The organism is Polaromonas sp., assembly GCF_029945685.1.
Taxonomy (GTDB): Bacteria; Pseudomonadota; Gammaproteobacteria; order Burkholderiales; family Burkholderiaceae_C; genus Polaromonas.
In genome coordinates, this window is record NZ_JAQSDA010000027.1 from 175542 (window position 1) to 202086 (window position 26545).

Consider the following 26545-nt stretch of genomic DNA (forward strand, 5'->3'; position numbering starts at 1 on the left):
CTCAGCCCGCCTCACCAGGCATCGCCGGAAGCATTTTGCAGCCGGCGCACCAGTGCCAGCAGTTGCGGCCGCACCTCGGTCATCAGGAATTGCCGCGAAAGCTTGAAGCCCGGTCCGCCGCAATTGACCACCATCACCGAACGCCCGCTCCCCGGCCGGAAAGCCGCGGCGATGGCATTGACATCTTTCTGCCACTCGCCAAACGATGCGCAGCAGCCGTGCTCGCGGTAGTGCGCCACGGCCAGCTCCAGCGCCTGCCGTGTCTGCGGCCAGGTTTTTTCGTCCTGGGCCCGGATGCGCTCCATCAGCGCACTGCGCTCGCTGTCGCTGCAGCCGGCCAGGTAGGCGCGCCCCATCGCCGTGCTGGCCAGCGGAATGCGCGAGCCGACGTCCAGGCTCAGCGTGAGGGCCGATTCGCTGCGGCAGTTCTCGACATAAATCATGCTCAGACGGTCGCGTATGCCCAGTGAGACCATGGCCTGCGAGCTGTCGGCCAGCTCCTGCATCATCGGCCGCGCCAGCTGGCGCATGTCCATGCGGGCCAGCATGGCGCTGCCGAGCGCCAGCACCGCGCTGCCGAGCCGGTAGCCCGGATTGCCGCTGCCGTCCTGGGCATGTTCGAGGTAGCCCTGTTTGGTCAGCGTGTAGGTCAGGCGTGAAATGGTGGACTTGGGCAAACCGCAGCGGCGCGCCAGTTCCTGGTTGCCCAGGGTGCGGTCGCGCGAACGGAAGGCGCTGAGCACGTCGAGGCCGCGCGCCAGGGCGGTCACAAAATGCCGGTCTTCTTTCGCGTTCCCGGCGCCGGGTCTGGCTGCAGCGGCGTGTTCTGATATGAGTACTTTTTTCATATTGTTCTGCAATGCGGAATTAACAAATTCTAGCAGTCGATGTCGCCTGGGAGACTAAATCCCCAATGAAATACGGGAATTCCTTAACGGCGTCCGGAAGGTGTGGTCACACAATCCCTCAGCATTGCATTTTCAATATTCTGCAGTGCAGAATCTTCAGAACATAACAGCAACGAGGAGAACTTCACATGTCGAGCAAGACAATTCATGTCCTGGCGTTGGCGCTGAGCCTGGCCGCCAGTGCGCTTTCGGCCCACGCCGCGCCCGGCCGGGAGGACCTGGTGATCGGTCAGGTGGCGCCGCTGACCGGCACCATCGCCGGGACCGGCAACGAATACGTGGCCGGCGGCGCGGCCTATTTCGCCTGGGTCAACGACAACGGCGGCATCTACGGCCGCAAGATCCGTGTCGTGCTCAAGGACGACAGCTACAAGCCGGACCAGACCCTGGCGCTGACGCGGCAGTTGCTGGCCGAAGACAAGCCGCTGGCGCTGTTCGGTTTTGTCGGCACCGGCAACGTGCTGGCGCTGAACAAGAACAAGGTGCTTGAAGACGCCGGTATCGCGCTGCTGGCGCCCTACACCGGCGCGCAGGACCTGCGCGAGCCGATGAACCCGAACATCTTCCACATCCGCGCCAGCTACACCGACGAAACCGCGCGCATGGTGGAGCACCTGCACACCATCGGCCTGCGCCGCTTCGCGGTGATGTACCAGGACGACCCTTTCGGCAAAAGCGGCCTCGCCGGCGCGGAAACAGCGCTGCAGAAACTCGGCCTGCAGGCGGTGGCCAAAGGCGCTTACGACCGCACCAAACCCGAGGAAGTCGATGCCGCCGTGGCCAGCATCGCGGCGGCCAACCCCGACGCCATCATCATGGTTTCGGTCAACCGGGCTTCGGCCGCCTTCATCAAAAAAATGCGCGCCCAGGGCAGCAAGGCCCGCCTGTTCAGCATCTCGGTGGTGAACTTCAAGGAACTGCTGAAAAACGCCGGCGAAGACAATGCCCGCGGCATCGGCATCTCCCAGGTCATGCCCTACCCCTACTCCACGCTGGCCCCGGTGGCGCGCGAGTTCCAGACCCTGATGGCCAAGTACCAGCCCGACAAGGTGGTGTCGTATGCCAGCATGGAATCCTTCATTGCCGCCAAGATCCTGGTCGAAGCCATCCGCCGCAGCGGCGCCGACCCGACCCGCGCAAAAATCATGGGCCAGCTCGAAAAAATGAACAGCTACGACGCCGGCGGCTTCAAGGTGAGCTTCTCACCGGACAACCGCGTTGGCTCGAAGTTTGTCGAAGTGACCGTGATCGGCCGCGACGGCAAGCTGCTGCGATAACGAGAGCAGGGCTGCGCAAGCAGACAGCAGAACAACGAGCTTGCGCGCTGCGAGCGTTTGTGGGGCTTTTTAAACCAAGCCGGGGCCGCGGGTCTGGCTTTGCCAGCCCGCAGGCGCAGCGGCCCCCTCGGGGGGAAGGGAGTTACACGCAATGAACGACCGTGGGGGCCACATCACACCGGGGTCAGCTTGGCGACGCTCAGGGCCAGCCACTTCACGCCATGCCGCGTGAAGTTGATCTGCGCCCGGGCGTCGTCGCCGCTGCCTTCGAGCATCATGACCTTGCCTTCACCGAACTTGTTGTGAAACACGTTCATGCCGTTTTTCAGCCCGTGCGCCGGCGCCTCGCGCTGCACCGGCACCGCCGGGTTGGGAAACCGGTCGCCGCCCAGACTCTTTGAAGCAAAAGCGGCCTTGGCCCAATCGCCACGGGCGCCACCAGCTCCTGAATTCGTAGCACCCCAGGCACCGCTGCCGCCGCCGTAGGCCGACGAGAAGCCCTGGTTTTTCGGCGTGATCCATTTGAGGGCGGCCTCCGGCAACTCGTCGAAGAAGCGGCTTTTGAGGTTGTAGCGGGTCTGGCCGTGCAACATGCGCGTCTGCGAATGGCTCAGGTACAGGCGCTGGCGCGCGCGCGTGATGGCCACATACATCAGGCGGCGCTCTTCCTCGATGCCGCCGGCGTCGCTCAGGGAGTTTTCATGCGGGAAGATGCCGTCTTCCAGGCCGGAGATGAACACGCAGTCGAACTCCAGGCCCTTGGAGGAATGCACGGTCATCAGCTGCACCGCATCCTGCCCGGCCTGGGCCTGGTTGTCGCCGGATTCGAGCGCGGCGTGGGTCAGGAAGGCGGCCAGTGGCGACAGCGTCTCGCCGGTTTCCTGGTTGGGCGCCAGCAGTTCCGGCAACGGATCGTCGCCCAAGGGCGCGGTCAGGTCCAGCCCCTGGCTGGCGGGCGACTGCGTCAGCGGCGTGCCGAGTTCATCGACCGGCAAGGCCACGGCGTCGCGGCCGAAACCTTCCATGCTGACAAAGGATTCGGCAGCGTTGACCAGCTCGCCCAGATTCTCGAGACGGTCCTGGCCTTCCTTCTCGAGCTTGTAGTGTTCATCCAGCCCGCTGTGCTGCAGCACCAGCTCGATGATCTCGCGCAGGCTCAGGCCCGGTGTCTGCTCGCGCAGCACATCGAGCCTGGCAACAAAGGCGCCGAGGTTGGCGCCGGCCTTGCCGGGCACGGCGCTGACCGCGTCATGCAGCGAACAGCCCGAGCCGCGGGCGATGTCCTGCAACTGCTCGATGCTGCGCGCACCGATGCCGCGCGGCGGGAAGTTGACCACCCGCATGAAGCTGGTGTCGTCGTTCGGGTTCTCGATCAGGCGCAAATAGGCCAGCGCATGTTTGATCTCGGCGCGTTCGAAAAAACGCAGGCCGCCGTAGACGCGGTAGGGAATGCCGTTGTTGAACAGCGCGGTCTCCATGACCCGGCTTTGCGCATTGCTGCGGTACAGCAGCGCAATTTCCTTGCGCGCCATGCCGCCGCGCACCAGCTCGCGCACCTCGTCGACAAACCACTGCGCCTCGGCAAAGTCGGACGTGGCCTCGAAGACGCGCACCGGCTCGCCGGGGCCGGCCTCGGTGCGCAGGTTTTTTCCCAGGCGATTGCTGTTGTGGCTGATCAGCTCGTTGGCCGAATCGAGGATGTTGCCGAAGCTGCGGTAATTGCGCTCCAGCTTGATCTGGTGCAACACATGGAACTCGCGCACGAAGTCGGCCATGTTGCCGACCCGCGCGCCGCGAAAGGCGTAAATGCTCTGGTCGTCATCGCCGACCGCGATCACCGAGCCGCCGGGCATGGCACCGGGAGCGGCGTCGTCGCCCTGCCCGGCCAGCATCTTGATCCAGGCGTACTGCAGCTTGTTGGTGTCCTGAAACTCGTCGATCAGGATGTGCCGGAAGCGCCGCTGGTAATGCTCGCGCACCGGCGCGTTGCCCTGCAGCAGCTCGTAGCTGCGCAGCATCAGTTCGCCGAAATCGACGACACCTTCGCGCTGGCATTGTTCTTCGTAGAGCGCATAGATTTCGGCCTTTTTGCGCGTCTCCTCGTCGCGCACCACGACATCTTTCGCACGCTGGCCGTCTTCCTTGCAGCCGGCGATGAACCACATCAGCTGCTTGGGCGGGAAACGTTCGTCGTCGATGTTGAACTGCTTGCACAGGCGCTTGATCGCCGAGAGCTGGTCCTGCGTGTCCAGGATCTGGAAGGTCGAGGGCAGGTTGGCCAGCTTGTAGTGCGCGCGCAAAAAGCGGTTGCACAGGCCGTGGAAGGTGCCTATCCACATGCCGCGCACGTTGACCGGCAGCATGGCCGACAGGCGTGTCAACATCTCCTTGGCCGCCTTGTTGGTAAAGGTCACGGCCAGGATGCCGCCGGGCGACACCTGCCCGGTCTGCAGCAGCCAGGCGATGCGGGTGGTCAGCACCCGGGTCTTGCCGGAGCCCGCGCCCGCCAGAATCAGCGCGTGGGTGTTGGGCAGCGTCACGGCTGCGAGTTGCTCCGGATTAAGATTCTGTAAGAGTGGGGAGCTTGGGACGACTTCTGAGAACATTTCCCCATTGTAGAAAGCCTCCGATGCCAGATTCCGTTGCCGCCCGAGTACCCGTGTTATTGGCCCTTCTGCTGGCCGCCGGCCTGGCCCAGCCTGCACTGGCCCAGTCTTCCTGCGCCAGCGATGGCCAGAAGCGTCCGGTGGCCCTGGTGGAGCGTTTCATCAACGCCGACTGCGCCACCTGCTGGACCGACCCGGCCACCCCGCCCGCCGCCCGCGGTGTCGTGGCGCTGGACTGGGTCTTGCCCGGTGGCCGGGGTGAAGACGCCCCGCTGTCTGCGGTGGCCACGCGTGATGGACTCAAGCGCCTGGAGGCGCTGGGCACGGCGCCGCCGGTGGCCGGCCTGACCCTCAAGACGCCGGTGCAAGGCCGCACGGGCGCGCTGCGTGTGGCGCACGGCCTGCCGGTCTCCGGCTACATCGGCGCGTCCATCGCGCTCAAGGACGTATCAGGCAGGGCTGCCGGCCAGCCCTGGACGGGCTGGCTGGCCCTGGTGGAAACGCTCCCGGCCGGTACCGAAGGTTCGCCGGTGCCGCGTCATCTTGTACGAAACCTGCTTCAGGTCCAGTGGGATGGGCGCAAGCAGCTATCAAAACAGGAGCAACGGAGATTCATCGAGTCGCGCTCCATGAATGTCCCGGCCGGCACGAACACCGAGCGGCTGCGAGTCATTGGCTGGGTGCAGGATGCGCAGGGGCACATCGTCGCGGCGGCGCAATCGCGCTGCGCCGGGAAATAAGGCCCTCCCTCTCTCCATCTGCCTGGCCGTATAACGGCTATACGCCGCCGCAACTTCGCGCCCCCCGCACAAGCGCCTAGAATCAATCACCGGGCCCAAGCAATTGCGCCCGGTTTTTTGTTTCCGCAGACCTTGCGGGCAAGCCGGTCCAATCCAAGTGCCTTCTGTTCCCAACAGTTTTTAAAGGCTTGGAATCCATGGAAATCTTCGACTACGACAATATCCTGCTGCTGCCGCGCAAATGCCGCGTGGAAAGCCGCTCCGAATGCGACGCCGGCGTCACGCTGGGCAACCGCCGCTTTCGCATCCCGGTGGTGCCGGCCAACATGAAAACGGTGATCGACGAATCGATCAGCGTGTGGATGGCGCAAAACGGCTATTTTTACGTGATGCACCGCTTCGACCTCGACAACCTCGCGTTTGTCAGAAGCATGGCGGCCCGCGGCCTGTACGCATCGATCTCGCTGGGCGTCAAACAAGCCGACTACGACACGGTGGACCGGCTGGTGGCCGAAGGCCTGGCGCCCGACTACATCACCATCGACATCGCCCACGGCCACGCCGACACGGTGCAGCGCATGGTGGCTTACCTGAAGGAAAAACTGCCCGCATCGTTCGTGATTGCGGGCAACGTGGCCACGCCCGAAGCGGTGATTGACCTGGAGAACTGGGGCGCGGACGCCACCAAGGTCGGCATCGGCCCCGGCAAGGTCTGCATCACCAAGATGAAAACCGGCTTTGGCACCGGCGGCTGGCAGCTCTCGGCGCTCAAGTGGTGCGCGCGCGTGGCGACCAAACCCATCATTGCCGACGGCGGCATCCGCGAACACGGCGACATCGCCAAGTCGATCCGTTTCGGCGCCACCATGGTGATGATCGGCTCCATGCTGGCGGGCCTGGAAGAAAGCCCCGGCAAAACCGTGGAGGTCGATGGCCGGCTGTTCAAGGAGTATTACGGCAGCGCCTCGGACTTCAACAAGGGCGAGTACAAACACGTCGAAGGCAAACGCATCCTCGAGCCGGTCAAGGGCAGTCTCAAGGACACGCTGCGCGAGATGGAGGAAGACGTGCAGAGCGCCATCAGTTATTCGGGCGGCACCAAACTGATGGACATCCGCAAGGTCAACTACGTGATTCTGGGTGGCGACAACGCCGGCGAACACCTGCTGATGTGAGCTTTCAGGTGGCCGTGGCCGCCAGCAGCTGCAGCGCCAGCTGGTGCAGCCGGTGGCCGGGCTGCACCAGCGCCTCGACGATGCTGAAATGGTTCAGGCCCAGCAGGGCTTCGCGCACCGGCACCACGCGCGGCCCCCAGGCCTTCTCGATCAGCGCGTTGTGGCGCAGAAATTCTTCGCTTTCATCGGCGCCGGCCACGGTATAAAGCACACCCTGTTTGGGCGCCGGCAGCCAGGCCGGGCTGGCCTGCACGACCTGCGCGGGCGTGAGTTGCAGCGCGTCTTTGAGGAAGGGCGTGTGCATGACGGAGTCGAGCTCGTACAGGCCCGAAATCGACAGCGCGTTTTTCACCAGGTCGGCCGGCAGGTCCCTGGCATGCACCGGCCACAGGCAGGCCAGCAGCATGGCCGCGAGGTGGCCGCCCGCCGAATGCCCGATCACCGTGATGCGTTTCGGATCGCCGCCGAAACGCGCCACGTTGCGGTACGTCCAGGCCAGCGCCCTGACCATTTGCAGCGTGATCTCCGGAATCGTCACCGCCGGGCACAGGTCGTAATTGGGAACCACCACACAGGCGCCCGCCGCCGTGAAAGCCGGCGCCACAAACGAATGCTCGGACTTGTCGAGTGAACGCCAGTAGCCGCCGTGCACAAACACCAGCACCGGTGCGCCGCCCGGCGTGGCCCGGGCCGCAGGAAACACATCGAGTTTCTCGCCGGCGCTCGCGCCGTAAGCCAGGTCCAGCGTACAGGGCTGGCTGCTGCGCGCCTGCGCCGACAGCTGCGCCCAGCGGCTGAAATGCGCTGCGTGTTCGGGTACCAGCGCGCGGTTGTTGTACATGCTGTCCAGCCAGGCGGGATCGGGTCGGGTCATGAGGTCTCCTGAAGAATCGGTACAAAGAACTTGTTCTGGTTCGTCATCTTGGCACAGTCGGACGAAGCCAACAGGTCCTCGGGTAAACCCGCTTCAGCTTGATCGTCAATCATCGTATTCTGTATACAGAGTTAACGCCATGACATCCCAGCTCATCAAAATCGAATCCAGCCCCGACCTGGTGGACCAGGTCTACCGAAGCCTGCTCGACGCGATCAGCGAGGGTTCGCTGGCGCCGGGCGCCCGCATCACGCAGGAAGACATCGCCGAGCAGCTGGCAGTATCGCGCCAGCCGGTGCTACAGGCCTTGCGGCTGCTGAAAAAAGACGGCTTTGTGCTCGATGCCCCCGGCCGCGGCGTGCTGGTCGCGCCCCTGGACGTGGGTTGGCTGATGCAGGTCTACCAGGTGCGCAGCGCGCTCGATGCACTGGCCGCCCGGCTGGCCGCGCGCGCCCGTTTCCAGGTCGCCCCGGCGTTGATCAGCCAGGGGCGCGCCGCCGCACGCAGCCATGATGTCAAGGCCATGATGGCCGCCGACGCCGCCTTTCACGGCGCCATTTACGCAGCCTCCGGCAACCCACTGATCGCCCAGAGCGCTCAGCTGCACTGGCACCACATCCGCCGCGCCATGGGCGCGGTGCTGCAGGTGTCCACCATGCGCGAATCGATCTGGGACGAACACGAGGCCATCGCGCTGGCCATCGGCGCCGGCGATGAGGCCTCCGCCGAAAACCTGATCCGCCAGCACGGTGAAGACGCCAGCCACAACCTCTCGGGCCTGCTGTCCAGCGCCCTGCACCCGACGCCCCCGTCCACCGCCCTGCCCGCCTGAAAACCACCGCCTGCCCACTACCTCAAGGAGACCCCCATGAACCTGACCGCTGAACAACTCGCCCAATTCGACCGCGAGGGTTATCTGTTTTTCCCCGGCCTGTTCACCCCGGAGGAAACGCAGGTGCTCAATGACGCCGTGCCCGAACTCTACAGCCGGCGCGAGGACTACAACGTGCGCGAAAAAGGCAAGGACGCAGTGCGCACCAACTTCGCGGCCCACATGTACAGCGAGCCTTTTGCCAAACTGGGCCGGCATCCGCGCATGATCGAGCCGGTGCAGGAGTTGCTGGGTGAGCAGCTGTACATGCACCAGTTCAAGATCAACGGCAAGATGGCTTTTGAAGGTGACGTCTGGCAGTGGCACCAGGACTATGGCACCTGGCTCAACGACGACATGATGCCGACCGAGCGCGCGATGAACGTGGCGATTTTTCTCGACGACGTGACCGAACACAACGGCCCGCTGATGTTCATTCCCGGCAGCCACAAAAAAGGCGTGGTGGATGCCAAGCACGACCTGACCACCACCAGCTACCCGCTGTGGACGGTGGACAACGACCTGATCCGCCAGCTGGTGCAGCGCGCCGGCGGCAAGCAGGGCGGCATCGTCAGCCCGAAAGGCCCGGCCGGTTCCATGATTCTTTTCCATTCCTGCCTGGTGCATGCCTCGGGCAGCAACCTGTCACCCTTCAACCGCGTCAGCGTCTACCTGAGCCTGTGTGCGGTCAGCAACCACATCCGCCGCCACAAGCGCCCGGAGTACATCGCGCACCGCGACTTCACACCCATCGAATGCCTGCCCGACGACTGCCTGCTGAAAGACTACCCGGTGGACCTGCCCTGGAAAGACGGCGTGCCGGCGACCGCGCTGCAGACCTCGATGGAAGAAATCGTGCCGGAGCGCAAGGCCGCCTGAACACCGAATCGACGCCAGCGCCTCAGGTACTTCCGGAAATTCAGAATTTCGGGATGAAGTGCGAGGCGCCCGGAGCACAGCAACCGGAATGTACTTCCTGTACATGAGGATTGCGAGCACCGCGCAACGACGCAATTCGCCCGAAAAATGGATTTACGGAAGTACCCAATGAATTTATACACAAAACTCCAGCAACGCGCGGCAGACAACAAACCCATCCGCATCGGCCTGATAGGCGCCGGCAAGTTCGGCTCCATGTACCTGGCGCAGATCCCGAAAACCCCCGGCGTGCACCTGGTCGCGATTGCCGACCTGTCGCCAGTCGCCGCCCGCACCAACCTTGCGCGTGTGGGATGGAATCCAGCCCTAACCCAGGCCGAATCAGCGCAAGCAGCTATCAAAACAGGAGCAACCTGGATCACCGACGACTGGAACGCGGTGGTCACGCATCCCCAGATCGACATCATCGTGGAGTGCACAGGCAACCCGGTCGCCGCGGTCGAACACTGCCTGCAGGCGTTTGCACACGGCAAGCATGTGGTCAACGTCACGGTGGAGGCCGACGCCTTCTGCGGCCCGCTGCTGGCGCGCAAGGCGGCGGACGCCGGCGTCGTGTATTCGCTGGCTTTCGGTGACCAGCCGGCCCTGATCTGCGACCTGGTGGACTGGGCGCGCACCTGCGGTTTTCCGGTGGTGGCGGCGGGCCGCGGCCACAAATGGCTGCCGCATTTTTCCGAATCGACACCCGAGACGGTCTGGGGCAACTACGGCCTCACGCCCGAGCAGGCCGAACGCGGCGGGCTCAACCCGAAAATGTTCAACAGCTTTCTCGATGGCTCCAAACCCTCGATCGAATCAACCGCCGTGGCCAACGCCACCGGCCTGACGGTGCCCAGCAACGGCCTGCTCTACCCGCCGGCCAGCGTCGAGGACATTCCCTTTGTCACGCGACCGATTTCCGAAGGCGGCGTGCTCGAGCGCAAGGGCATGGTGGAAGTGATCTCCTCGCTGGAAGCCAATGGCCGCAAGATTCCCTATGACATCCGCATGGGCGTCTGGGTCACGGTCGAGGCCGAGACCGACTACATCAAGAACTGCTTCGAGGAATACAACGCGCACACAGACCCGAGCGGGCGTTATTTCACGCTGTACAAGCGCTGGCATCTGATCGGGCTTGAAGTGGGCGTGTCAGTGGCCAGCGTGGCGCTGCGCGGCGAGCCGACCGGTGTGGCCACCTGCTGGAATGCCGACGTGGTGGCCACCGCCAAGCGTGACCTCAAGCCCGGCGAGATGCTGGACGGCGAAGGCGGCTACACCGTCTGGGGCAAGCTGCTGCCGGCCGACACCTCGGTGAAGATGGGCGGGCTGCCGCTGGGCCTGGCGCACAACGTCAAGGTCGTGCGCGCCGTGAAGAAAGGCCAGAGCCTGAGCTGGGCCGATGTGGCCATGGACACCTCCACCGCTGCGTACAAGGTGCGCAACGAGATGGAAACCATGTTCTCGCCGGCCGTGAAGAAAGCTGCCTGACAGCCTTTTTTCTGCCGTGTGCCGCATGATGGTGGCCACCCCACAGCCCGGAACATTTCATGAGCACCAGCAGCAAGACAGTCATCCCCCGCATCGCCTTTCTGGGCACCGGCAGCATGGGCCTGCCCATGGCCAGGCGCCTGTGTGAGGCCGGCCATGCCCTGCAGGTGTGGAACCGCACGCCGGCCAAGGCCGCTTCACTGACGGCACTGGGTGCGACCGTTCATGCACAGGCCAGCGCAGCGGTTTCGGGGGCCGACATCGTCGTCGGCATGCTGGAAAACGGCGTCGTGGTCGAAGACGTCCTGTTCGCGCAGGGCGTCGCCGGCGCGATGAAGCCGGGCGCGCTGTTCATCGACATGGCCTCGATCAAGCCGCGCGAGGCACGCGACCACGCGGCGCGTCTGGGCGCGCTCGGTGTCGCCCATCTCGATGCGCCGGTCTCCGGCGGCACGGGTGGCGCCGACAGTGGCACGCTGGTGATCATGGTGGGCGGCAAGGCGGCGGATTTTGAACGCGCGTTGCCGGTGCTCCAGGTGTTCGGGCGCGCCACCCATGTGGGCTCCCATGGTGCGGGCCAGTTGACGAAGCTGGCCAACCAGATGATTGTCGGCATCACGATAGGCGCCGTGGCCGAGGCCCTGCTGTTTGCCACCAAGGGCGGTGCCGACATGGCCAAGGTCCGGGAAGCCATCACCGGCGGTTTTGCCGACAGCCGCATCCTGCAGGTGCACGGCCAGCGCATGGTCGAGCGCGACTTCACCTCGCGTGCCCGGCTGGCCATCCAGCTCAAGGACATGCGCAATGCGCTGGCCACCGCCGAAGAAATCGGCTTCGAGGCGCCGGTGACCACACTGTTCGAGCAGCTTTACGCCGACGGCATCGAACACGGCCTCGGCGAGCTGGACCACTCGGGCCTGTTTGTCGAGCTGGCCAGCCGCAACGGCATGAGTTGAAACACGGCAACATCCTGATCACCCATGAAAAAAGGCCCGCAGAGCGGGCCTTTTTTGTTGTCAGCGCAAAAATCAACGTGCAGGGCGTGCCGGACGCTTGTGGGCGTCACGTGGAACAAACACCTTGCCGGCGGGTTTGGCAAACGCCGGTTTGCGGTCAGAGAAATCACCGCGGGGGGCCGATGCAAAACCTTCCGCACGGCCGCCGAAGCTGCGCTCGCCGCCACGCTCGTCGCGCTGGGCAAAACCGCCGTTGTTGTTGTTGCCGAAGCTGCGGTCATCACGGCGCGGGCCGCGGTTGTCACGGTCGTTGAAGGCGCCGCCACCAGCCGGTGCCTGAAAAGGCGCACGGTCGTTGCGGTTGTTGGAGAAACCGCCGCGGTCGCCACCACGGTCATCACGGTTGCCGCCGAAACCACCACGGTCAGCGCCGAAGGCAGGCTTCTTGCCAGCATAACCACCGCCAGCGCCACCACCGAAACCACCCGAAGGGGCACGGTCGTTGCTGAAACGGCCGCCACCGCCGCCGCCGAAGCTGCGGGGACCACCGCGGTCATTGCGGTCACCCCCGAAATTGCCGCGCGGACGATCGGAGGTCGGCGCAAAACGCTGCTGTGGCTCCAGACCGGCGATCACGCTGGGCTTGAGGTTCTGCTGGGTGTAGTGCTCGATGTCCTGGATCTTGCGGCGGTCGCGGAATTCGGCAATCGTGATCGCCTGACCTTCGCGGCCGGCACGGCCGGTGCGGCCAATGCGGTGCACATAGTCTTCGGCTTTCATCGGCAGGCCGTAGTTGATCACGTGGGTGATGGTCGGAACGTCCAGGCCACGGGCAGCCACGTCGGTCGCGACCAGGATCTGCACGCGGCCGTCACGGAAAGCCATCAGGCGGCGATTGCGCAGGCCCTGGCCCAGGGCGCCATGCAGCGCCACGGCGCTGAAGCCCTCTTGCACCAGGTCGTTGGCCAGACCGTCACACTCGACCTGCGTGCAGGCGAACACGATGGCCTGGTTGATGGTGGTGTCGCGCAACCAGTGGTCCAGCAGCTTGCGCTTGTGGGTCATGTTGTCGGCCCACAGCAGCGACTGCGTGATGGACGCATGTTTTTCGTGCGGGGAATCAATTTCCACGCGCTGTGGCTGGCGCATCACGCGTGTGGCCAGTTGCATGATGCGCGGCGCAAAGGTGGCGCTGAACATCATGGTCTGCTTGCGCTCGATGGTGAGCTGGTTGACTTCGGTCAGGTCGTCGGCAAAGCCGAGGTCCAGCATGCGGTCGGCTTCGTCAACCACGAGGAATTGCACCTGATCCAGCTTGATCTGCATGCTGCGCTGCAGGTCCAGCAGGCGACCCGGGGTGGCCACCACGAGGTCGGCGTTCTGCAGCTTGGCAATTTGCAGCTGGTAAGGAATGCCGCCCACGACGTTGGCGATGCGCAGGCCGCGGCAATGGCGCACCAGGTCGATCGCGTCGGCGCAGACCTGTTGGGCCAGCTCGCGAGTCGGGCACAGGATCAGCGCGCCAGGGGTGGCGGCCTTGAAGTTGCGCGCGTTGGTCGGGTCCTTGCGCTTGGGTTTTTTCAGGGGTGGCTCGCCGCGGGCAACCGCTTCGGCGCTCAGGCGTTCAAATTCGGCGCGTTCGTTGCGCTCGGCCTCTTCCTGCTGCTTGAGCAGGGTGTGCAGCACGGGCAGCAGGAAAGCGGCGGTCTTGCCGCTGCCGGTCTGGCTGGACACCAGCAGGTCGGTGAATTTGGCTTTCGGGTCGGCCTTGACGTCAGCATCCAGCGCCTGCATGGCTTTGGGGATGGTCGCCATCTGCACGGCGGTCGGCTGGGTGAAACCCATGTCGGCCACGGCTTGCAGCAGTTCCTTGGCCAGGCCCAGTTTCACGAAGCCGTTGGGCTCGGGGGCGATGGCGTCGAGCGAAGTTTCTTCGGCGGCAGGCGCGTCGGAAAAGTCCGCAACCAGGCTGGTCTCGGTGTCGATGTTTGCTTCGGCCAGAAAGTCGCCGCGAGCTTCAAAAGAATCAGTCATGTTTTTTCTCACAAATCACTTGCGCGCTGCTCGACTTGTGGTTTGAGCAGGCGAACAAGAAACGACCACCTGCCGCGTTGCGGAAGGCTTCGTTTGTGGTTAATAAAACATCAACCATCAAACGAATATTTCGGTTCGGGCGACTTCCGGAAAAACCGGTGCCTGAAGCGATGGCTCTGTTGGTAGAGCCCAAAAGTGTGAGGTAGATGTACAAATGCGGTGCACCCTGTGCATCCGTCAAGCCGTTGATTATGGCATGGTTTACGGGTTTACACCAGCCCCGCGTTTCCAAAAGACCTTCAATCCTGCTGGCGCTCGCCGGGGCCACCGGCTCTTTGCTCTCTTTTCAATAGCTGCCAGCAAACATCCAGCAAGGGCCGGAAGCCTGAATCACTTCAAAAAGTGGGTCCGGTAGTGCTCCAGCTCGTCAATCGATTCATGCACGTCGGCGAGCGCGGTGTGGCTTTGCTGCTTCTTGAACGCGCTGAACACCTCGGGCCGCCAGCGTTTGGCCAGCTCCTTGAAGGTGCTGACATCGACATTGCGGTAATGAAAAAACGCCTCGAGCTTGGGCATGTACTTGACCAGGAAGCGCCGGTCCTGGCTGATGGTGTTGCCGCACATTGGCGAAGTGCCCTTGGGCAGGTACTGCGCCAGAAAGGCCAACAGCTGTTTTTCGGCATCGGCTTCCGTCACGGTGCTGGCCTTGACCTTGTCGATCAGACCGCTGCGGCCGTGGGTGCCCTTGTTCCAGTTGTCCATCTGCGCCAGCAGTTCGTCGGACTGCTTGATCACCAGCACCGGGCCCTCGATGCGCGGCGTCAGCTGCGGGCCGGTGACGACCACCGCAATTTCGATCAGCCGCTCTTTTTCCGGGTCGAGACCGGTCATTTCGCAGTCGATCCAGACCAGGTTCAGGTCGGATTTTTTCAGAAGGGTTTCGTTTTCAGCCATCTTGCGATTCTCGCTGATCGCCTAAACTTGCCCTCATGCCTGACTATTCATTCGCCTTCACCCTGCTGTTCTCGGCCGCTCTGGTGCTGGTTCTGCTCACGAAGTTCTACCTCGCCTCGCGCCAGATCCGTCATGTGGCACGGCACCGCGACCAGGTGCCCGAAGCGTTCGCCGCCACGATTTCGCTGGCCTCGCACCGGAAGGCCGCGGACTACACCATCACCAAGGCGCGCTTCGGTCTGCTGGAGCTGGCTTTTGGCACGGCCGTGCTGGTCGGCTGGACGCTGCTGGGCGGCATTGACGCGCTCAACCAGGCGTTGATGAATTCCGGGCTGGCCGCTTACGGCCCGCTGGTGCCCCAGCTTGCGCTGCTGGCTGCCTTCGGGCTGATCAGCGGCCTGCTGGACCTGCCCTTCACGCTCTACAGCACCTTTCGCATCGAAGAACGCTTCGGCTTCAACAAAATGACGTTCAAGCTGTGGCTGGGCGACCTCGTCAAGTCCCTGCTGGTCGGCCTCGTGATCGGCCTGCCGATCGTGGCGCTGATCCTCTGGATCATGGGCAGCACCGGTGCATGGTGGTGGCTCTGGGCCTGGGGCGTGTGGATGGGTTTCAACCTGTTGGTGCTCGTGCTTTACCCCACGGTGATTGCGCCGCTGTTCAACAAGTTCCAGCCGCTCGAAGATGAAAGCCTGAAGGCGCGCGTCACGGCCCTGATGCAGCGCTGCGGCTTTGCCGCCAAGGGCCTGTTCGTGATGGACGGCAGCAAGCGTTCGGCCCATGCCAACGCCTACTTCACCGGTTTTGGCGCCTCCAAACGCGTGGTGTTTTTCGACACCCTGCTCAAACAGCTGAGCCCCGCCGAGGTCGACGCGGTGCTGGCCCACGAACTCGGCCACTTCAAGCACAAACACATCATCAAACGCATAGTCGCGATGTTTGCCATGAGCCTGGGCGGTTTTGCGCTGCTGGGCTGGTTGTCCACCCAGGTCTGGTTCTACACGGGTCTTGGTGTTCGGCCGAACATGACAGGTAGCAACGACGCGCTGGCCCTGCTGCTGTTTTTGCTGGTGGTGCCGCTCTTCAGTTTTTTCATCTCGCCACTGTTTGCCCAGCTATCGCGCAAACATGAATTTGAAGCCGACGCCTACGCCATTGCGCAGACCGACGGCCGGGATCTGCAAAGCGCCCTGCTCAAGCTCTACCAGGACAACGCCAGCACACTGACGCCCGACCCGGTGTACGTGAAGTTCTATTATTCGCACCCGCCGGCCTCGGAACGGCTGTCCCGCATGGGTGCACCCACCGGAACACCCGCATGAGCAACCCCATCCACCAGAACCGCCGCGCGCTGAGCGCCACCGAAATCGTCACGCAGCTGAGCCAGCTCAACGGGGAGCAGCCACAAGGCTGGCGCCTGATCGACGGTGCGCTTGAGAAGACCTTCAGCTTCAAGAACTTCCATGAAACCATGGGCTTTGCCAACGCCGTGGCTTTCATCGCCAATGCCGAGGACCATCATCCGGACCTGGCGCTGAGTTATGGCAAATGCACGGTGCGTTTCAACACGCACGACGTGAACGGCATTTCGGTCAGCGACTTTTTCTGCGCGTCCAGGGTTGACGCGCTGCTGGCTTGACCACTGTTTCTTCCGCGGGGACCCTGCCCGGTCTGGTGGTGGCCGGCTTCGGCCGGCATTGCCTGGTGGAAACGCCCGACGGCCAGCGCCTGGTCTGCCATCCGCGCGGCAAGAAAAGCCAGGCCGTTGTCGGCGACCGCGTGTTGTGGCTGCCCTCGCAGGACGAAGGCACGATCGAGAAGGTGGAAAAACGCAGCAACCTGTTTTACCGCCAGGACGACATGCGCACCAAGTCCTTTGCGGCCAACCTCGACCAGGTGCTGATCCTGATCGCGGCGGAGCCCGAGTTTTCGGAGAGCCAGCTCACCCGCGCCCTGATCGCGGCCGAGGCCGAGCGCATCACTCCCATCATCGCGCTGAACAAAAGCGACCTGGCCGAACCCTTTGCACGCGCCTGGAGCAAGCTGGCGCCCTACCGCGCCATGGGTTACCAGGTGGTGCCGCTGGCGGTCAAGCCCAAAACCGACACGCCCGTTGCCAACGACGCGCAAACCGCCCAGCTGGGCGAGCTGTTGCGCGGCAAAAAAACGCTGGTGCTGGGTCCCTCCGGCGCCGGCAAGAGCAGCCTGACCAACCTGCTGATTCCGAGCGCGCAAGTGCTGACCGCGGAGATATCGCAGGCGCTCAATTCAGGCAAACACACGACCACCAGCACCACGCTGTACTGGCTTGACGACGCCAGAACCAGCGCGCTGATCGACTCCCCCGGTTTCCAGGAGTTTGGCCTGCACCACATCGAGCCGATGCAGCTGGCCAACTACATGCCCGACCTCAAGGTCCATGCGCAGGACTGCAAGTTCTACAACTGCACGCACTTGCATGAACCCGGCTGCGGCGTGATCTCAGAGGTCAAATCGGCCTCTGGCCCAAGTGGTATAAGCGCAAGCCGCTATCGTTTGTATAGCGAACTTTTCGCCGAGCTGTCGCAGCCCCCGCGTTACTGAGCTGGTTCAGTGCTGACCAGCGCGCGGCAGGCATCCACCAGCGCCGCACACTGCGCGGGCGTTCCCACGCTGATGCGCAGGTATTGCTCGATACGCGGCAGCCTGAAATGACGCACAAGCACGCGCCGGTCGCGCAGGCCCGCCGCAAGCACGGCAGCATCATGCCCGGGATGGTGAACCATCAGGAAGTTGGCCTCGGACGGCAGCACATCGAAACCCAGTGCCCGGAGATCGCGCGCCAGGTTTTCGCGGCTCGCAATGACGGCTGTACGCGTGGTTTCAAACCAGGCGTGGTCCTCGTATGCTGCCACCGCACCCGCCAGTGCCAGGCGGTCCAGCGGATAGGAATTGAAGCTGTCCCGCACGGTCTCCAGTGCTTCGATCAGGTGGCGCTGGCCGGCGGCAAAACCCACACGCAGGCCGGCCAGCGAACGTGATTTGGACAGGGTCTGCACCACCAGCAAATTCGGGTAGCGGGCGACCAGGCCGATGGCGCTTTCGCCGCCGAAGTCCACATAGGCTTCGTCGACCAGCACCACACACTGGCTTTGTTGTTGCAGCAACTGCTCAATATCGGCCAGCGGCAAACCTGTGCCGGTTGGCGCGTTGGGATTGGCGATGACCACGCCACCGCAGGGTGCCCGATACTGCGCCACGTCGATACGCATGGCAGCGTCCAGTGGAACGATCCCGGCGTCAATGCCGTACAACCCGCAATACACCTTGTAGAAGCTGTAGCTGATGTCCGGCATGAGAACCGGCTTGCCCTGGCGGAAGAAGGCGAAGAAGGCATGCGCCAGCACTTCGTCCGAGCCGTTGCCGGCAAATACCTGGCTGGCAGCGATGCCGTGAAAGTCCGCAATCGCCTGCCTGAGCCCGGCAGCCTGCGGATCGGGGTAGAGCTGCAGTCCCTCCTGCGCGGCGGCGGCGATGGCCGCAACAACCCGGGGCGATGGTGGATACGGATTTTCGTTGGTGTTGAGCTTGACCAGGCCTTCGATGACAGGTTGCTCCCCGGGTGTGTAAGGGGTCAGCCCTCGCAGGGCCGGGCTCCAGAAGGAAGTCTCGGAAGTCACGGAGACCCTCTGCTGCCGCGTTCAGCCCAGCAGGCGCGCCAGCGTCAGCAGCGCCAGCAGCATCATCCAGAGCACAACGGAGCGCCAGACCAGGCCCACGATGCTGCGCAGGTGCCCCACCTCCGGCTCGCGCCCCGGCGTGCTCTCGGTGGCCTGCGGGCCGCCGGCATCGATGCCCTCGGCCTGGAAGCCCTGGGACGCGTCGGCGGAAAACGCGGCCTTGAGTGCTTCGCCACCCAGGCGCACGTTGACCGCGCCCGATGTGGCGGCCAGGATCACGCCATCGTTGCGGTTTTCCTGGCCTGCGGGCGAACGTTGCATGTAGTTGCGCCAGCCATCGATCGCGTCCTCGAAACTGCCCACGACCGCGAACCCGAGCGAGGTCAGGCGCGCCGGCACGTAGTCGACCACGCCCCAGGCCTGCGCAGCGGCCAGCTGCAGCGCCGGGCTCGCGCCCTCGCCAGTCGATTTCGACTTGTAAGCCCAGTAGCGCGATACAAACTCGGCCATGCGGTACAACACGGCACCGGCCGGCCCCAGGCCCAGCGCAGCCAGCACGGAGAACCAGGCCAGCACGCCAAAGACATGGCGATGCGCGGCCAGCACCGAATACTCGATCACATGCCGCACGATCTCGCTGCGCGGCAGTTCGCTGGCGTCAACCTGACGCCACTGCGCCAGCAGCTCGCGCGCGGTGGCTTCGTCGCCGTCGTCCAGCGCATCGCGTATGTCGGTGAAATAGTGGCTGAACTGGCGAAAGCCGAGCGTCACATAAAGCACGGCCACGCCCCAGGCAAAAGCCAGCACGCCGTTCACGCTCCAGAGCAGCCAGTGCACGGCCAGTGCCAGCAAGGCCGGACCCACCACCGCCGTGGCCCAGGCGACCCAGCCATGTTGCGGCTTGCCAGCGTCCAGGCTGCGGCTGGCCCAGCGCGCCCAGCGGCGCAAACCGGCATGAATCGGATTGCCACGCGCCAGTGGCCTCGCCTGTTCGATGATGAGTGCAAACAAAACAGCAAAAAAACTCATGCTGAATCATACTGCCCCCACGTTCGCGCACTGCGTGTCGCTCTCTGCCCCCCGAGGGGGCGCTGCGCCTGCGGGCCGGCAAAGCCGGACCCGCGGCCCCTGCTTGAAAATAAATTTTCGCGCTTTTCGCTTCAGATCCGACCCGCTACTTCTGCCCGATGGTGTGACCGGGGTCGTCAGGCGCTCAGGAAACGGTAGAAGTTGCGCAGCATGCCGGCTGTGGCGCCCCAGATATAGCGTTCCTTGCTGTCGCTGCTGTCCACAGGGCCGGTGTAGGGCATGGACAGCCACTGGCGCAGCACCCCCTCGAATTCAAACTCGTGGCGCTGGTGGTTGGACGGGTCCATCAGGTAACGCAGGGGGACTTCAAAAATGTCGGCCACCTCGGACGGACTGGGCTGCAGCGCAAAACCGGGCCGCACCAGCGCGACGACCGGCGTGATGATGAAGGCCGTGCCGGTAACGTAGGTGGGCAGGATGCCCAGCACCTCCACATGCTCGCGCGTCAGGCCGATTTCTTCATGCGCCTCGCGCAGGGCCGTGTCCACCGCATCGTGGTCGCCCTCGTCGGTCTTGCCGCCGGGCAGCGCAATCTGGCCGGAATGGGTGGACATGTTGCCCGCCCGCTCCGTCAGCAAGAGCGTCAGCTCATCACGCATGACCAGCGGCAGCAGCACGGCCGCCAGTGCCGGCTCGCGGTTGGAAAATCGCTTCTCGACGCTGTGCTCCGGCGTCCAGACCGGTGGGTGCCGGAAGCGCTGGCGCAGGGCCTGCGGCGTGAGTTCCTGCGCCGGCACGCCGGACAGATGCGTGTCCACCCCGATCACCGGGATGCTGCGGGGATCGAAGGTGGGCAAAGGCGGGATGAAGCGGGGCGTCGTCATGAGAACCCAAGATTAACAGGGCATAAAAAAAGCCGCTCCGTAGAGCGGCTTTTTTTCGGGCCGGCTGTTTTTAGGCAGCTTTGGCGCCCAGCTTTTCCTTGATACGCGCCGACTTGCCACTGCGGCTGCGCAGGTAGTACAGCTTGGCACGACGCACGTCACCACGGCGCTTGACTTCGATCTTGGCGATCAGCGGGCTGTAGACCTGGAAGGTCCGCTCGACGCCTTCGCCGTTGGAGATCTTGCGCACGATGAAGCTGGAGTTCAGGCCGCGGTTGCGCTTGGCAATCACGACGCCTTCAAAAGCCTGCATACGTTTGCGGGTGCCTTCAACCACGTTGACGCTGACAATCACGGTGTCGCCGGGGGCATACACGGGGATGGTCTTGTTCAGGCGGGCAATTTCTTCCTGCTCTAGGGTCTGGATCAGATTCATGATTTATTCCATCTAACTTTTTCGTTCATACACGCGCTACGCTAAAGACCGCAAATCCATGGACCCATCAGGGATGGTCAAGATGGTTGCAGTGGCCGCCAGAGGACCGAAAAGCCTTTGATTATAGCCATTTATGGCTGGGAGGCCTTTTTGGCCGGCAGATCGCGCAGGAATAGCTCATCGGCGGCCGTCAGCCTGCCGGCTTCGCGGGCGGCATCCAGCAGTTCGGGCCGGTGCTGCCGGGTCAACGCCAGCCGCTGCTCACGGCGCCAGCGCTCGATATGGCCGTGGTTGCCTGACAACAGCATCTCGGGGACCGTCTGGCCGCGCCAGGTCTCGGGCCGGGTGTAATGCGGACAGTCGAGCAGACCGTCGAGCGCCGGATTGAAACTGTCGAACTGGTGGCTGCCCTCGTCGTTGAGCACACCCGGCTGCAGGCGCGCCACCGCGTCCAGCAAGGCCATCGCGGCGATTTCACCACCGGACAGCACAAAGTCGCCCAGGCTGATCTGCTGGTCCACATAGGTGTCGATAAAACGCTGGTCCAGGCCCTCGTAACGGCCGCAAACCAGCACCGCGCCGGTACCGGCCGACCAGGCCTGCACGCCCGTGTGGTCCAGCGGCCGGCCAATCGGCGAAAACAGGACCACCGGCGCCAACTGGCCAGCAGACTCGGCGCGCTCCCCGCGAATGTTTTCAAGACAACGCGCCAGCGGCTCGGCCAGCATCACCATACCCGGGCCGCCGCCAAAGGAGCGGTCGTCCACCCGGCGGTAGTTGCCTTCGGCAAAATCGCGCGGATTCCACAATTTCACCTCGACCAGACCGGATTCGTAGGCGCGGCGCGTCACGCCGCTGGTCAGAAACGGCGCAAAAAGCTCGGGGAACAGGGTGATGACGTCAAACCGCATGGCTATCCATTTTGCATGGCCCAATGTACGAGCCCAGACCAACAGAATTCGCGCGCATCCGGGCCCTCCCCTTTCAAGCAGGGGCCGCGGGTCCGGCTCCGCCGGCCCGCAGGCGCAGCGGCCCCCCCGGGGGGCAGGGAGCTACACGCAGTGAGCGACCGTGGGGGCTTTAATAATCAGGTTGCCAGTCCACCGTGATGGTCTTGCCCGGCAGATCGACGGCGTCCACATAAGCGGCCACAAAGGGAATCATGCGTTCGAGGGTCTGTTCACCTTCGGTGTATTCGACACACAGCACCGAATGCGGGCCGGTGGTCATCAAATCTCGCACCTGACCGAGGGCCACACCTTCGCGGTTGACGACGTTCAGGCCCAGCAGGTCGACCCAGTAATACTCGTCCTTGCCGGCCTTGGGGAAGCTGCTGCGCGGTACAAAAATGCGCGCGCCGCGCAGAGCCTCGGCCGGCGTGCGGTCGTCGATGCCCTCGAACTTGGCGACCACGGAACCGGAATGGGTTTTGGATTCGCTGACCGTCAGCACCACGGTGCCGGAGAAAGCGTCAAAACCGGGCCGGTGCTTGGTATCCGGCGGCTGCAGAAACCAGCGGCCGGATGAAAAAAGCGCCTCGGAAGAGGCGCTGTGAGCCAGGATTTTCACCCAGCCCTTGACGCCCCAGGCGTCAAGAATGCGCCCGACTTCAACCGCATCGTCTGGCAGGCCAGACGGCTCAAGGCCGGGCAGCATTCAGGAACCCGACAATCAGGCAGCCTTGGGAGCTGCAGCAGCACCCTGCTTGACCAGACGCAGCACGGTGGGTGACGCTTGTGCGCCCACGCCGAGCCAGTGGGTCAGACGGTCCTGCTCGATACGCAGGCCTTCTTCGCCACCTTTGGCAATCGGGTTGTAAAAACCGATGCGTTCGATGAAGCGGCCATCGCGGCGAACGCGTTTGTCAGCCACAACAATATTGAAAAATGGACGGTGCTTAGAACCGCCGCGCGAGAGTCGGATGACGACCATGATTTATCCTTCGGGTGGTGAGGTGAAAAAAAATCACCCCAAAATGTTCCTGCAGCGCTTGAGACACACGACATGGCACCCGGCCAGCGAAATGCTGCAAAGCCGTAGATTATAACCCGCGGCCTGCCGTTGTCCCGCCCGCTGCGGTTCCCCAACGTCCTTCCAACTCATTTTTGGCACGCCATGACCCTCCTGAGAGCCAGCCTTGACACCGATTTGCCGGCCATCACCGCCATTTACGCCCACCATGTGCTCCATGGCACCGGCACCTTTGAAACCGAACCGCCCAGTGTGACGGACATGGCCACGCGCCGTGCCGACGTGTTGTCCAAGGGCCTGCCCTACCTGGTCGCCGATGATGGCGGCGAGGTGGTCGGTTTTGCCTACGGAAACTGGTTCAAGCCCCGGCCGGCCTACCGGTATTCGGTGGAGGATTCGATTTACCTGGCACCCGGCCAGCAGGGCAAAGGCTTGGGCCGCGCCCTGTTGACCGAACTGCTGGCGCGCTGCGAGGCCGCCGGCATCCGCAAGGTCATGGCCATCATCGGCGACTCGGCCAACGCGGGGTCGGTCGGCGTGCACCGCGCGCTCGGCTTCACGCTGGTGGGCGTCGTCGAGTCCTGCGGCTGGAAGATGGGCGCCTGGCGTGATATCGTGATCATGCAGAAAACACTGGGCGCCGGCGACACCGCGCCGCCCCTGGATGCCGCGCACCCTTCTTCCCCACCCTCTCCCCCCTGATCGCATCCATGAAAAACAAGAACAAGACACTGGCCGCCTGGCTGGCTTTTGCCTTCGGCCAGTTGGGCATCCATCGCCTCTACCTGTACGGGTGGCGCGATCTGCTGGCCTGGCTGCACCCTGCGACTGCGGCCCTGGGCTGGTGGGGTGTTCAGCGGGTACGGCTTTACGGCCAGGATGACCAGCTAGCGTGGGTGCTGGTGCCGCTGCTGGGTTTCACGCTGGCGGCCACGGCTCTGACGGCGATTTATTACGGCCTGATGACGCCCGAAAAATGGAATACCAAACACAACCCCGAGCTTGCACCTGACAGTGCTGCCGGCAGGACCAACTGGTTCACCATGGCCGCGGTGATCTTTGCCCTGCTGGTGGGCACCATTGCGCTGATGTCCAGCATCGCCTTCAGCTTCCAGCGCTACTTTGAGTACCAGGTCGAGGAAGCCCGGAAGATTTCCCGCTGAACACGCCGCGCGGCGCCCTCACGCTGTGATCCCGCCCGTGATGCCTGATCTGGTCCTGGCGCGGGACAAGGCGCGCGACAGCGCCGAGATGCTGGCATAACCCGAATCCCGGGCCGCCTTCTTCAGGCCATGGCCGGATTCGACCGCCCGGCCGGCGATCGCCAGACGCAGGTTTTCGAGGTACTTGCCGGCCGGCAGGTTCATGACCCCCCGGAATTTGGTGGCAAAGGAGGTCCGGGACATGCCGGCCTCCCGGGCCATGGCGTCCAGCGTCCAGCGGTCTTGCGGGCTCGCATGCAGGGCCACCAGCGTGCGCGCGATGCGCGGGTCGGCCAGTCCGTTGAAAAGCCCTGACAGGGTCTGCGGCTGCGCCACCAGGTGCCGCAACAGCCCAATGAAAAGAATCTCTCCCGCGCGGTCCATCAGCGCGGGATGCCCGCAACGGGGCTGTGCCTGCTCCGAGGTGATCAGCTCGATGATGTGGCTCAGGGAAACGTCGGCCTGATCCAGCGCGATGACCAGCGGCTCCTCGAATTCCCGCAGCAACAGCGATGCGCCAGGCCCATCAAAAAAAGTCCTCACGCTCACCAGCCCCCGCAGGCTTTCGCCGGCCGCTGACGAGAGCCCGTGAGCCGTGTCCGCGCGGCACACCAGCAGCGCCGGCGCACGCACCGTCACCCCGCCGGATATGCCGGCCTGGAACAGCACCGATCCCTGGGTCACCACATGCAGGAACAACACCTCCTGTGCCGACGCGTCAAAGCGGATACCGGTATCGGCTTCACTCCGCGGAATCAGTTGCACCCGGGGAGAGAGCCCCTGCATCAGGGCGGAAAGGCGATCGAGTCGGATCATGACGGTTTCACATTGAACGATAAGCGAACAAAAATGGACTAATTGTTGCCCAAAGAACATCACAATTCAAGCTCAACTTGCTTTGCGGCGGGGGCGGACCGCTGCCGGCTCTCGTCTCGTGACCCAGGAAATCACTTCATGCTTGCAAAAATCGCCGAGATCACCCTGCCCATCTTCATCATTGCGCTGGCCGGCTTCTTTTACGCGCGGGCGACGAAACCCGACCTCTCAGGCGCCAACCGGATCATTGTGGATCTTGCTTTGCCGGCGCTGATTTTCACCTCGCTGTCCGTGCAGGAATTCAGCCTTCATTCCGCTGGCTACTTCGTGCTGGGCGCCGTGCTGCTGGTGCTGCTCAGCGGGCTGGCCATCCTGCCCCTGGTGAAGTTTTCCGGAACCGGCTGGCGGGCCCTGCTGCCATGCGCCATGTTCGGCAACGTGGGGCCGGTCGGCATCCCCATGACGGTGCTCGCCTATGGCCAGGCCGGACTCGGCCCTGCCGTATTGCTGCTGGTGCTGTCCAACATCCTGCATTTCACGGTCGGCGCCTGGGTCATGAGCGGACGCATGGAGGCCAGGTCTGTTTATGCCAACCCGCTGATCTGGGCCACCGCACTGGGCCTGCTGGCCTCCACCCTGCACCTGAAGCTGCCGCACTGGCTAGCGGTTCCGCTGACCATGACTGGCAGTGTGCTGGTGCCCATGATGCTTCTCTCGCTGGGGGCACGACTCGGGGAAAGCCGGGTCACCCAGGCGCGCATTGGCGTGTATGGTGCCGCGATCACCGTGCCTGTGCGGCTGGCCGTGGCGTGGGGGCTTACCCGTTTCCTGCCGGTGGACGAGGTGCAGCGCGGGGCCTTGATCCTGTTTGCCGCGCTGCCGCCCGCTGTCTTCAATTACATGCTGGCCGACCGCTTCGGACGTGAACCCGACAAGGTCGCCTCCATCGTGATAGCCGGTCACTTTGCCTGCGTCATTTTCCTGCCGCTCGCAATCTGGCTGGCCTTCCTCTAGCACCCGGATTTCAACCCGCTTTTTTAAAAGGAAAGTTCATGATCAGCTTCTACTACCACCCCTCCCCCAACCCCGCCAAGGTCGCCCTTTTTCTCGAAGAAAGCGGCCTGCCGTATACGTTCATCCCTGTCGACACCCGCAAGGGCGACCAGCATTCACCCGCCTTCACGGCCATCAACCCCAATGCCAAAACGCCAGCCCTGGTTGATGGCGATGTCACCGTTTTCGACAGCAACGCCATGCTGCTTTACCTGGCCGAAAAAACCGGGCAGTTCCTGCCCGCCAACACCCTGGCGGCGCGCGGGCAGATGTACTCCTGGCTGATGTTTGTGGCCAGCGGCATCGGTCCGTACTGCGGGCAGGCGGTTCATTTCAAACATTTCGCGCCCGAGCCCAAGGACTACGCTGTGAACCGATACGACTTTGAAGCCTGGCGGCACTGGCGCATCATCAACGCCCGGCTGGCCGGCCAGCCCTGGATGCTGGGCGAGGACTACACCCTGGTCGACATGGCGGTGTGGGGCTGGGCGCGCGTGGCGCCTTTCGTGCTGGGCGCACAGGCCTGGGAGGAACTGCCGCATGTCAAACGCTTGCTGGACGTGATCAATGCCCGCCCTGCGGCGCAACGCGCCGAAGCGCTGAAGACACGGCACGCCTTCAAGGCCGAGCATGACGACGAGTCTCGAAAAATCCTTTTTCCGCAGAATGTCCGGCTGGCGCCACAAGCCTGACC

Annotated in this window: 28 protein-coding genes; 14 read left to right on the top strand and 14 right to left on the bottom strand. The window is 63.8% G+C overall.

The annotated features are described in order from the left end of the window. Positions 1-11 precede the first annotated feature (11 nt). Complete coding sequence (locus tag PSV26_RS19235) at positions 12-848, bottom strand: IclR family transcriptional regulator (RefSeq protein ID WP_300573113.1); 837 nt, start codon at positions 846-848, stop codon at positions 12-14. A 188-nt stretch (positions 849-1036) separates the two neighbouring features. Here PSV26_RS19235 and PSV26_RS19240 point away from each other — a divergent pair, with 188 nt between their 5' ends. Continuing rightward, entirely contained in the window at positions 1037-2185 is a 1149-nt protein-coding gene (locus PSV26_RS19240; RefSeq protein WP_300573116.1) for an ABC transporter substrate-binding protein, read from the top strand. 173 nt (positions 2186-2358) lie between these two features. On the opposite strand, the gene PSV26_RS19245 is transcribed toward PSV26_RS19240, so the two are convergent. Beyond that, positions 2359-4791: a UvrD-helicase domain-containing protein gene (locus PSV26_RS19245; RefSeq protein ID WP_300573118.1), complete on the bottom strand. Its 2433-nt coding sequence runs from the start codon at positions 4789-4791 to the stop codon at positions 2359-2361. A gap of 23 nt (positions 4792-4814) precedes the next feature. Here PSV26_RS19245 and PSV26_RS19250 point away from each other — a divergent pair, with 23 nt between their 5' ends. After that, positions 4815-5531, top strand: coding sequence for a hypothetical protein (locus PSV26_RS19250; RefSeq protein ID WP_300573121.1), 717 nt, complete (start codon positions 4815-4817; stop codon positions 5529-5531). A 197-nt stretch (positions 5532-5728) separates the two neighbouring features. Then, positions 5729-6706: a GMP reductase gene (locus PSV26_RS19255; protein ID WP_300573124.1), complete on the top strand. Its 978-nt coding sequence runs from the start codon at positions 5729-5731 to the stop codon at positions 6704-6706. A 4-nt stretch (positions 6707-6710) separates the two neighbouring features. On the opposite strand, the gene PSV26_RS19260 is transcribed toward PSV26_RS19255, so the two are convergent. After that, positions 6711-7580 carry an alpha/beta hydrolase gene (locus PSV26_RS19260; RefSeq protein ID WP_300573127.1) on the bottom strand — a complete coding sequence of 290 codons (870 nt, stop codon included), beginning with the start codon at positions 7578-7580 and terminating at the stop codon, positions 6711-6713. Positions 7581-7719: 139 nt separating this feature from the next. Here PSV26_RS19260 and PSV26_RS19265 point away from each other — a divergent pair, with 139 nt between their 5' ends. From PSV26_RS19265 to PSV26_RS19280, 4 genes are all read left to right on the top strand, one after another. Further along, positions 7720-8412: a GntR family transcriptional regulator gene (locus PSV26_RS19265; RefSeq protein ID WP_300573129.1), complete on the top strand. Its 693-nt coding sequence runs from the start codon at positions 7720-7722 to the stop codon at positions 8410-8412. A gap of 36 nt (positions 8413-8448) precedes the next feature. Beyond that, positions 8449-9330: a phytanoyl-CoA dioxygenase family protein gene (locus PSV26_RS19270; protein WP_300512991.1), complete on the top strand. Its 882-nt coding sequence runs from the start codon at positions 8449-8451 to the stop codon at positions 9328-9330. Between the two features lie 168 nt (positions 9331-9498). Next, on the top strand, positions 9499-10857 hold the full coding sequence (locus tag PSV26_RS19275) for a Gfo/Idh/MocA family oxidoreductase (RefSeq protein WP_300573132.1): 1359 nt from the start codon (positions 9499-9501) through the stop codon (positions 10855-10857). A gap of 59 nt (positions 10858-10916) precedes the next feature. Then, entirely contained in the window at positions 10917-11813 is an 897-nt protein-coding gene (locus PSV26_RS19280; RefSeq protein ID WP_300573134.1) for an NAD(P)-dependent oxidoreductase, read from the top strand. A 72-nt stretch (positions 11814-11885) separates the two neighbouring features. Here the strand turns inward: PSV26_RS19280 and PSV26_RS19285 are convergent, their stop codons facing one another. The 3 genes from PSV26_RS19285 to orn form a co-directional block, all read right to left on the bottom strand. After that, the gene (locus PSV26_RS19285) at positions 11886-13847 is read right to left on the bottom strand and encodes a DEAD/DEAH box helicase (protein ID WP_300573137.1); all 1962 of its coding nucleotides are present in this window, start codon (positions 13845-13847) and stop codon (positions 11886-11888) included. Then, positions 13840-14088 carry a hypothetical protein gene (locus PSV26_RS19290; protein ID WP_300573140.1) on the bottom strand — a complete coding sequence of 83 codons (249 nt, stop codon included), beginning with the start codon at positions 14086-14088 and terminating at the stop codon, positions 13840-13842. Before PSV26_RS19290 ends, PSV26_RS19285 begins: the two co-directional genes overlap by 8 nt. 149 nt (positions 14089-14237) lie before the next feature. After that, positions 14238-14801 (bottom strand): oligoribonuclease, encoded by a 564-nt coding sequence (orn, locus tag PSV26_RS19295; protein WP_300513001.1) that lies wholly within the window; start codon positions 14799-14801, stop codon positions 14238-14240. A gap of 35 nt (positions 14802-14836) precedes the next feature. Between orn and PSV26_RS19300 the strand changes: the two genes are divergently transcribed. From PSV26_RS19300 to rsgA, 3 genes are read left to right on the top strand one after another with little or no spacing between them, the layout of a single operon-like run. Beyond that, complete coding sequence (locus PSV26_RS19300; RefSeq protein WP_300573143.1) at positions 14837-16123, top strand: M48 family metallopeptidase; 1287 nt, start codon at positions 14837-14839, stop codon at positions 16121-16123. Further along, positions 16120-16440, top strand: a complete 321-nt coding sequence (locus PSV26_RS19305) for a 4a-hydroxytetrahydrobiopterin dehydratase (RefSeq protein WP_300573146.1) — start codon at positions 16120-16122, stop codon at positions 16438-16440. Before PSV26_RS19300 ends, PSV26_RS19305 begins: the two co-directional genes overlap by 4 nt. Next, positions 16437-17384, top strand: a complete 948-nt coding sequence (gene rsgA / locus PSV26_RS19310) for a ribosome small subunit-dependent GTPase A (protein ID WP_300573148.1) — start codon at positions 16437-16439, stop codon at positions 17382-17384. Before PSV26_RS19305 ends, rsgA begins: the two co-directional genes overlap by 4 nt. Here the strand turns inward: rsgA and hisC are convergent. The 7 genes from hisC to rpsP form a co-directional block, all read right to left on the bottom strand. Further along, positions 17378-18460 carry a histidinol-phosphate transaminase gene (gene hisC, locus PSV26_RS19315; protein ID WP_300573150.1) on the bottom strand — a complete coding sequence of 361 codons (1083 nt, stop codon included), beginning with the start codon at positions 18458-18460 and terminating at the stop codon, positions 17378-17380. The genes rsgA and hisC overlap by 7 nt on opposite strands. Before the next feature lie 21 nt (positions 18461-18481). Beyond that, positions 18482-19489: a CobD/CbiB family protein gene (locus PSV26_RS19320; protein WP_300573153.1), complete on the bottom strand. Its 1008-nt coding sequence runs from the start codon at positions 19487-19489 to the stop codon at positions 18482-18484. A 176-nt stretch (positions 19490-19665) separates the two neighbouring features. Then, positions 19666-20373, bottom strand: a complete 708-nt coding sequence (locus PSV26_RS19325) for a CoA pyrophosphatase (RefSeq protein WP_300573156.1) — start codon at positions 20371-20373, stop codon at positions 19666-19668. A gap of 70 nt (positions 20374-20443) precedes the next feature. Beyond that, entirely contained in the window at positions 20444-20809 is a 366-nt protein-coding gene (rplS, locus tag PSV26_RS19330) for a 50S ribosomal protein L19 (RefSeq protein ID WP_096668567.1), read from the bottom strand. A 131-nt stretch (positions 20810-20940) separates the two neighbouring features. Further along, positions 20941-21720, bottom strand: a complete 780-nt coding sequence (gene trmD / locus PSV26_RS19335; protein ID WP_300573159.1) for a tRNA (guanosine(37)-N1)-methyltransferase TrmD — start codon at positions 21718-21720, stop codon at positions 20941-20943. 169 nt (positions 21721-21889) lie between these two features. Further along, entirely contained in the window at positions 21890-22465 is a 576-nt protein-coding gene (gene rimM, locus PSV26_RS19340) for a ribosome maturation factor RimM (RefSeq protein ID WP_300573161.1), read from the bottom strand. A gap of 15 nt (positions 22466-22480) precedes the next feature. Then, the gene (gene rpsP, locus PSV26_RS19345) at positions 22481-22741 is read right to left on the bottom strand and encodes a 30S ribosomal protein S16 (protein ID WP_096668573.1); all 261 of its coding nucleotides are present in this window, start codon (positions 22739-22741) and stop codon (positions 22481-22483) included. Positions 22742-22924: 183 nt separating this feature from the next. Between rpsP and PSV26_RS19350 the strand changes: the two genes are divergently transcribed. Continuing rightward, positions 22925-23482 carry a GNAT family N-acetyltransferase gene (locus PSV26_RS19350; RefSeq protein ID WP_300513020.1) on the top strand — a complete coding sequence of 186 codons (558 nt, stop codon included), beginning with the start codon at positions 22925-22927 and terminating at the stop codon, positions 23480-23482. Positions 23483-23490: 8 nt separating this feature from the next. After that, complete coding sequence (locus PSV26_RS19355) at positions 23491-23943, top strand: hypothetical protein (protein WP_300513022.1); 453 nt, start codon at positions 23491-23493, stop codon at positions 23941-23943. Between the two features lie 18 nt (positions 23944-23961). On the opposite strand, the gene PSV26_RS19360 is transcribed toward PSV26_RS19355, so the two are convergent. Further along, on the bottom strand, positions 23962-24798 hold the full coding sequence (locus tag PSV26_RS19360; RefSeq protein WP_300513023.1) for an AraC family transcriptional regulator: 837 nt from the start codon (positions 24796-24798) through the stop codon (positions 23962-23964). A 138-nt stretch (positions 24799-24936) separates the two neighbouring features. Between PSV26_RS19360 and PSV26_RS19365 the strand changes: the two genes are divergently transcribed. Then, positions 24937-25812: an AEC family transporter gene (locus tag PSV26_RS19365; RefSeq protein WP_300573164.1), complete on the top strand. Its 876-nt coding sequence runs from the start codon at positions 24937-24939 to the stop codon at positions 25810-25812. Positions 25813-25850: 38 nt separating this feature from the next. Beyond that, positions 25851-26543 carry a glutathione S-transferase N-terminal domain-containing protein gene (locus tag PSV26_RS19370; protein WP_300573167.1) on the top strand — a complete coding sequence of 231 codons (693 nt, stop codon included), beginning with the start codon at positions 25851-25853 and terminating at the stop codon, positions 26541-26543. The last annotated feature ends 2 nt before the right edge of the window (positions 26544-26545 follow it).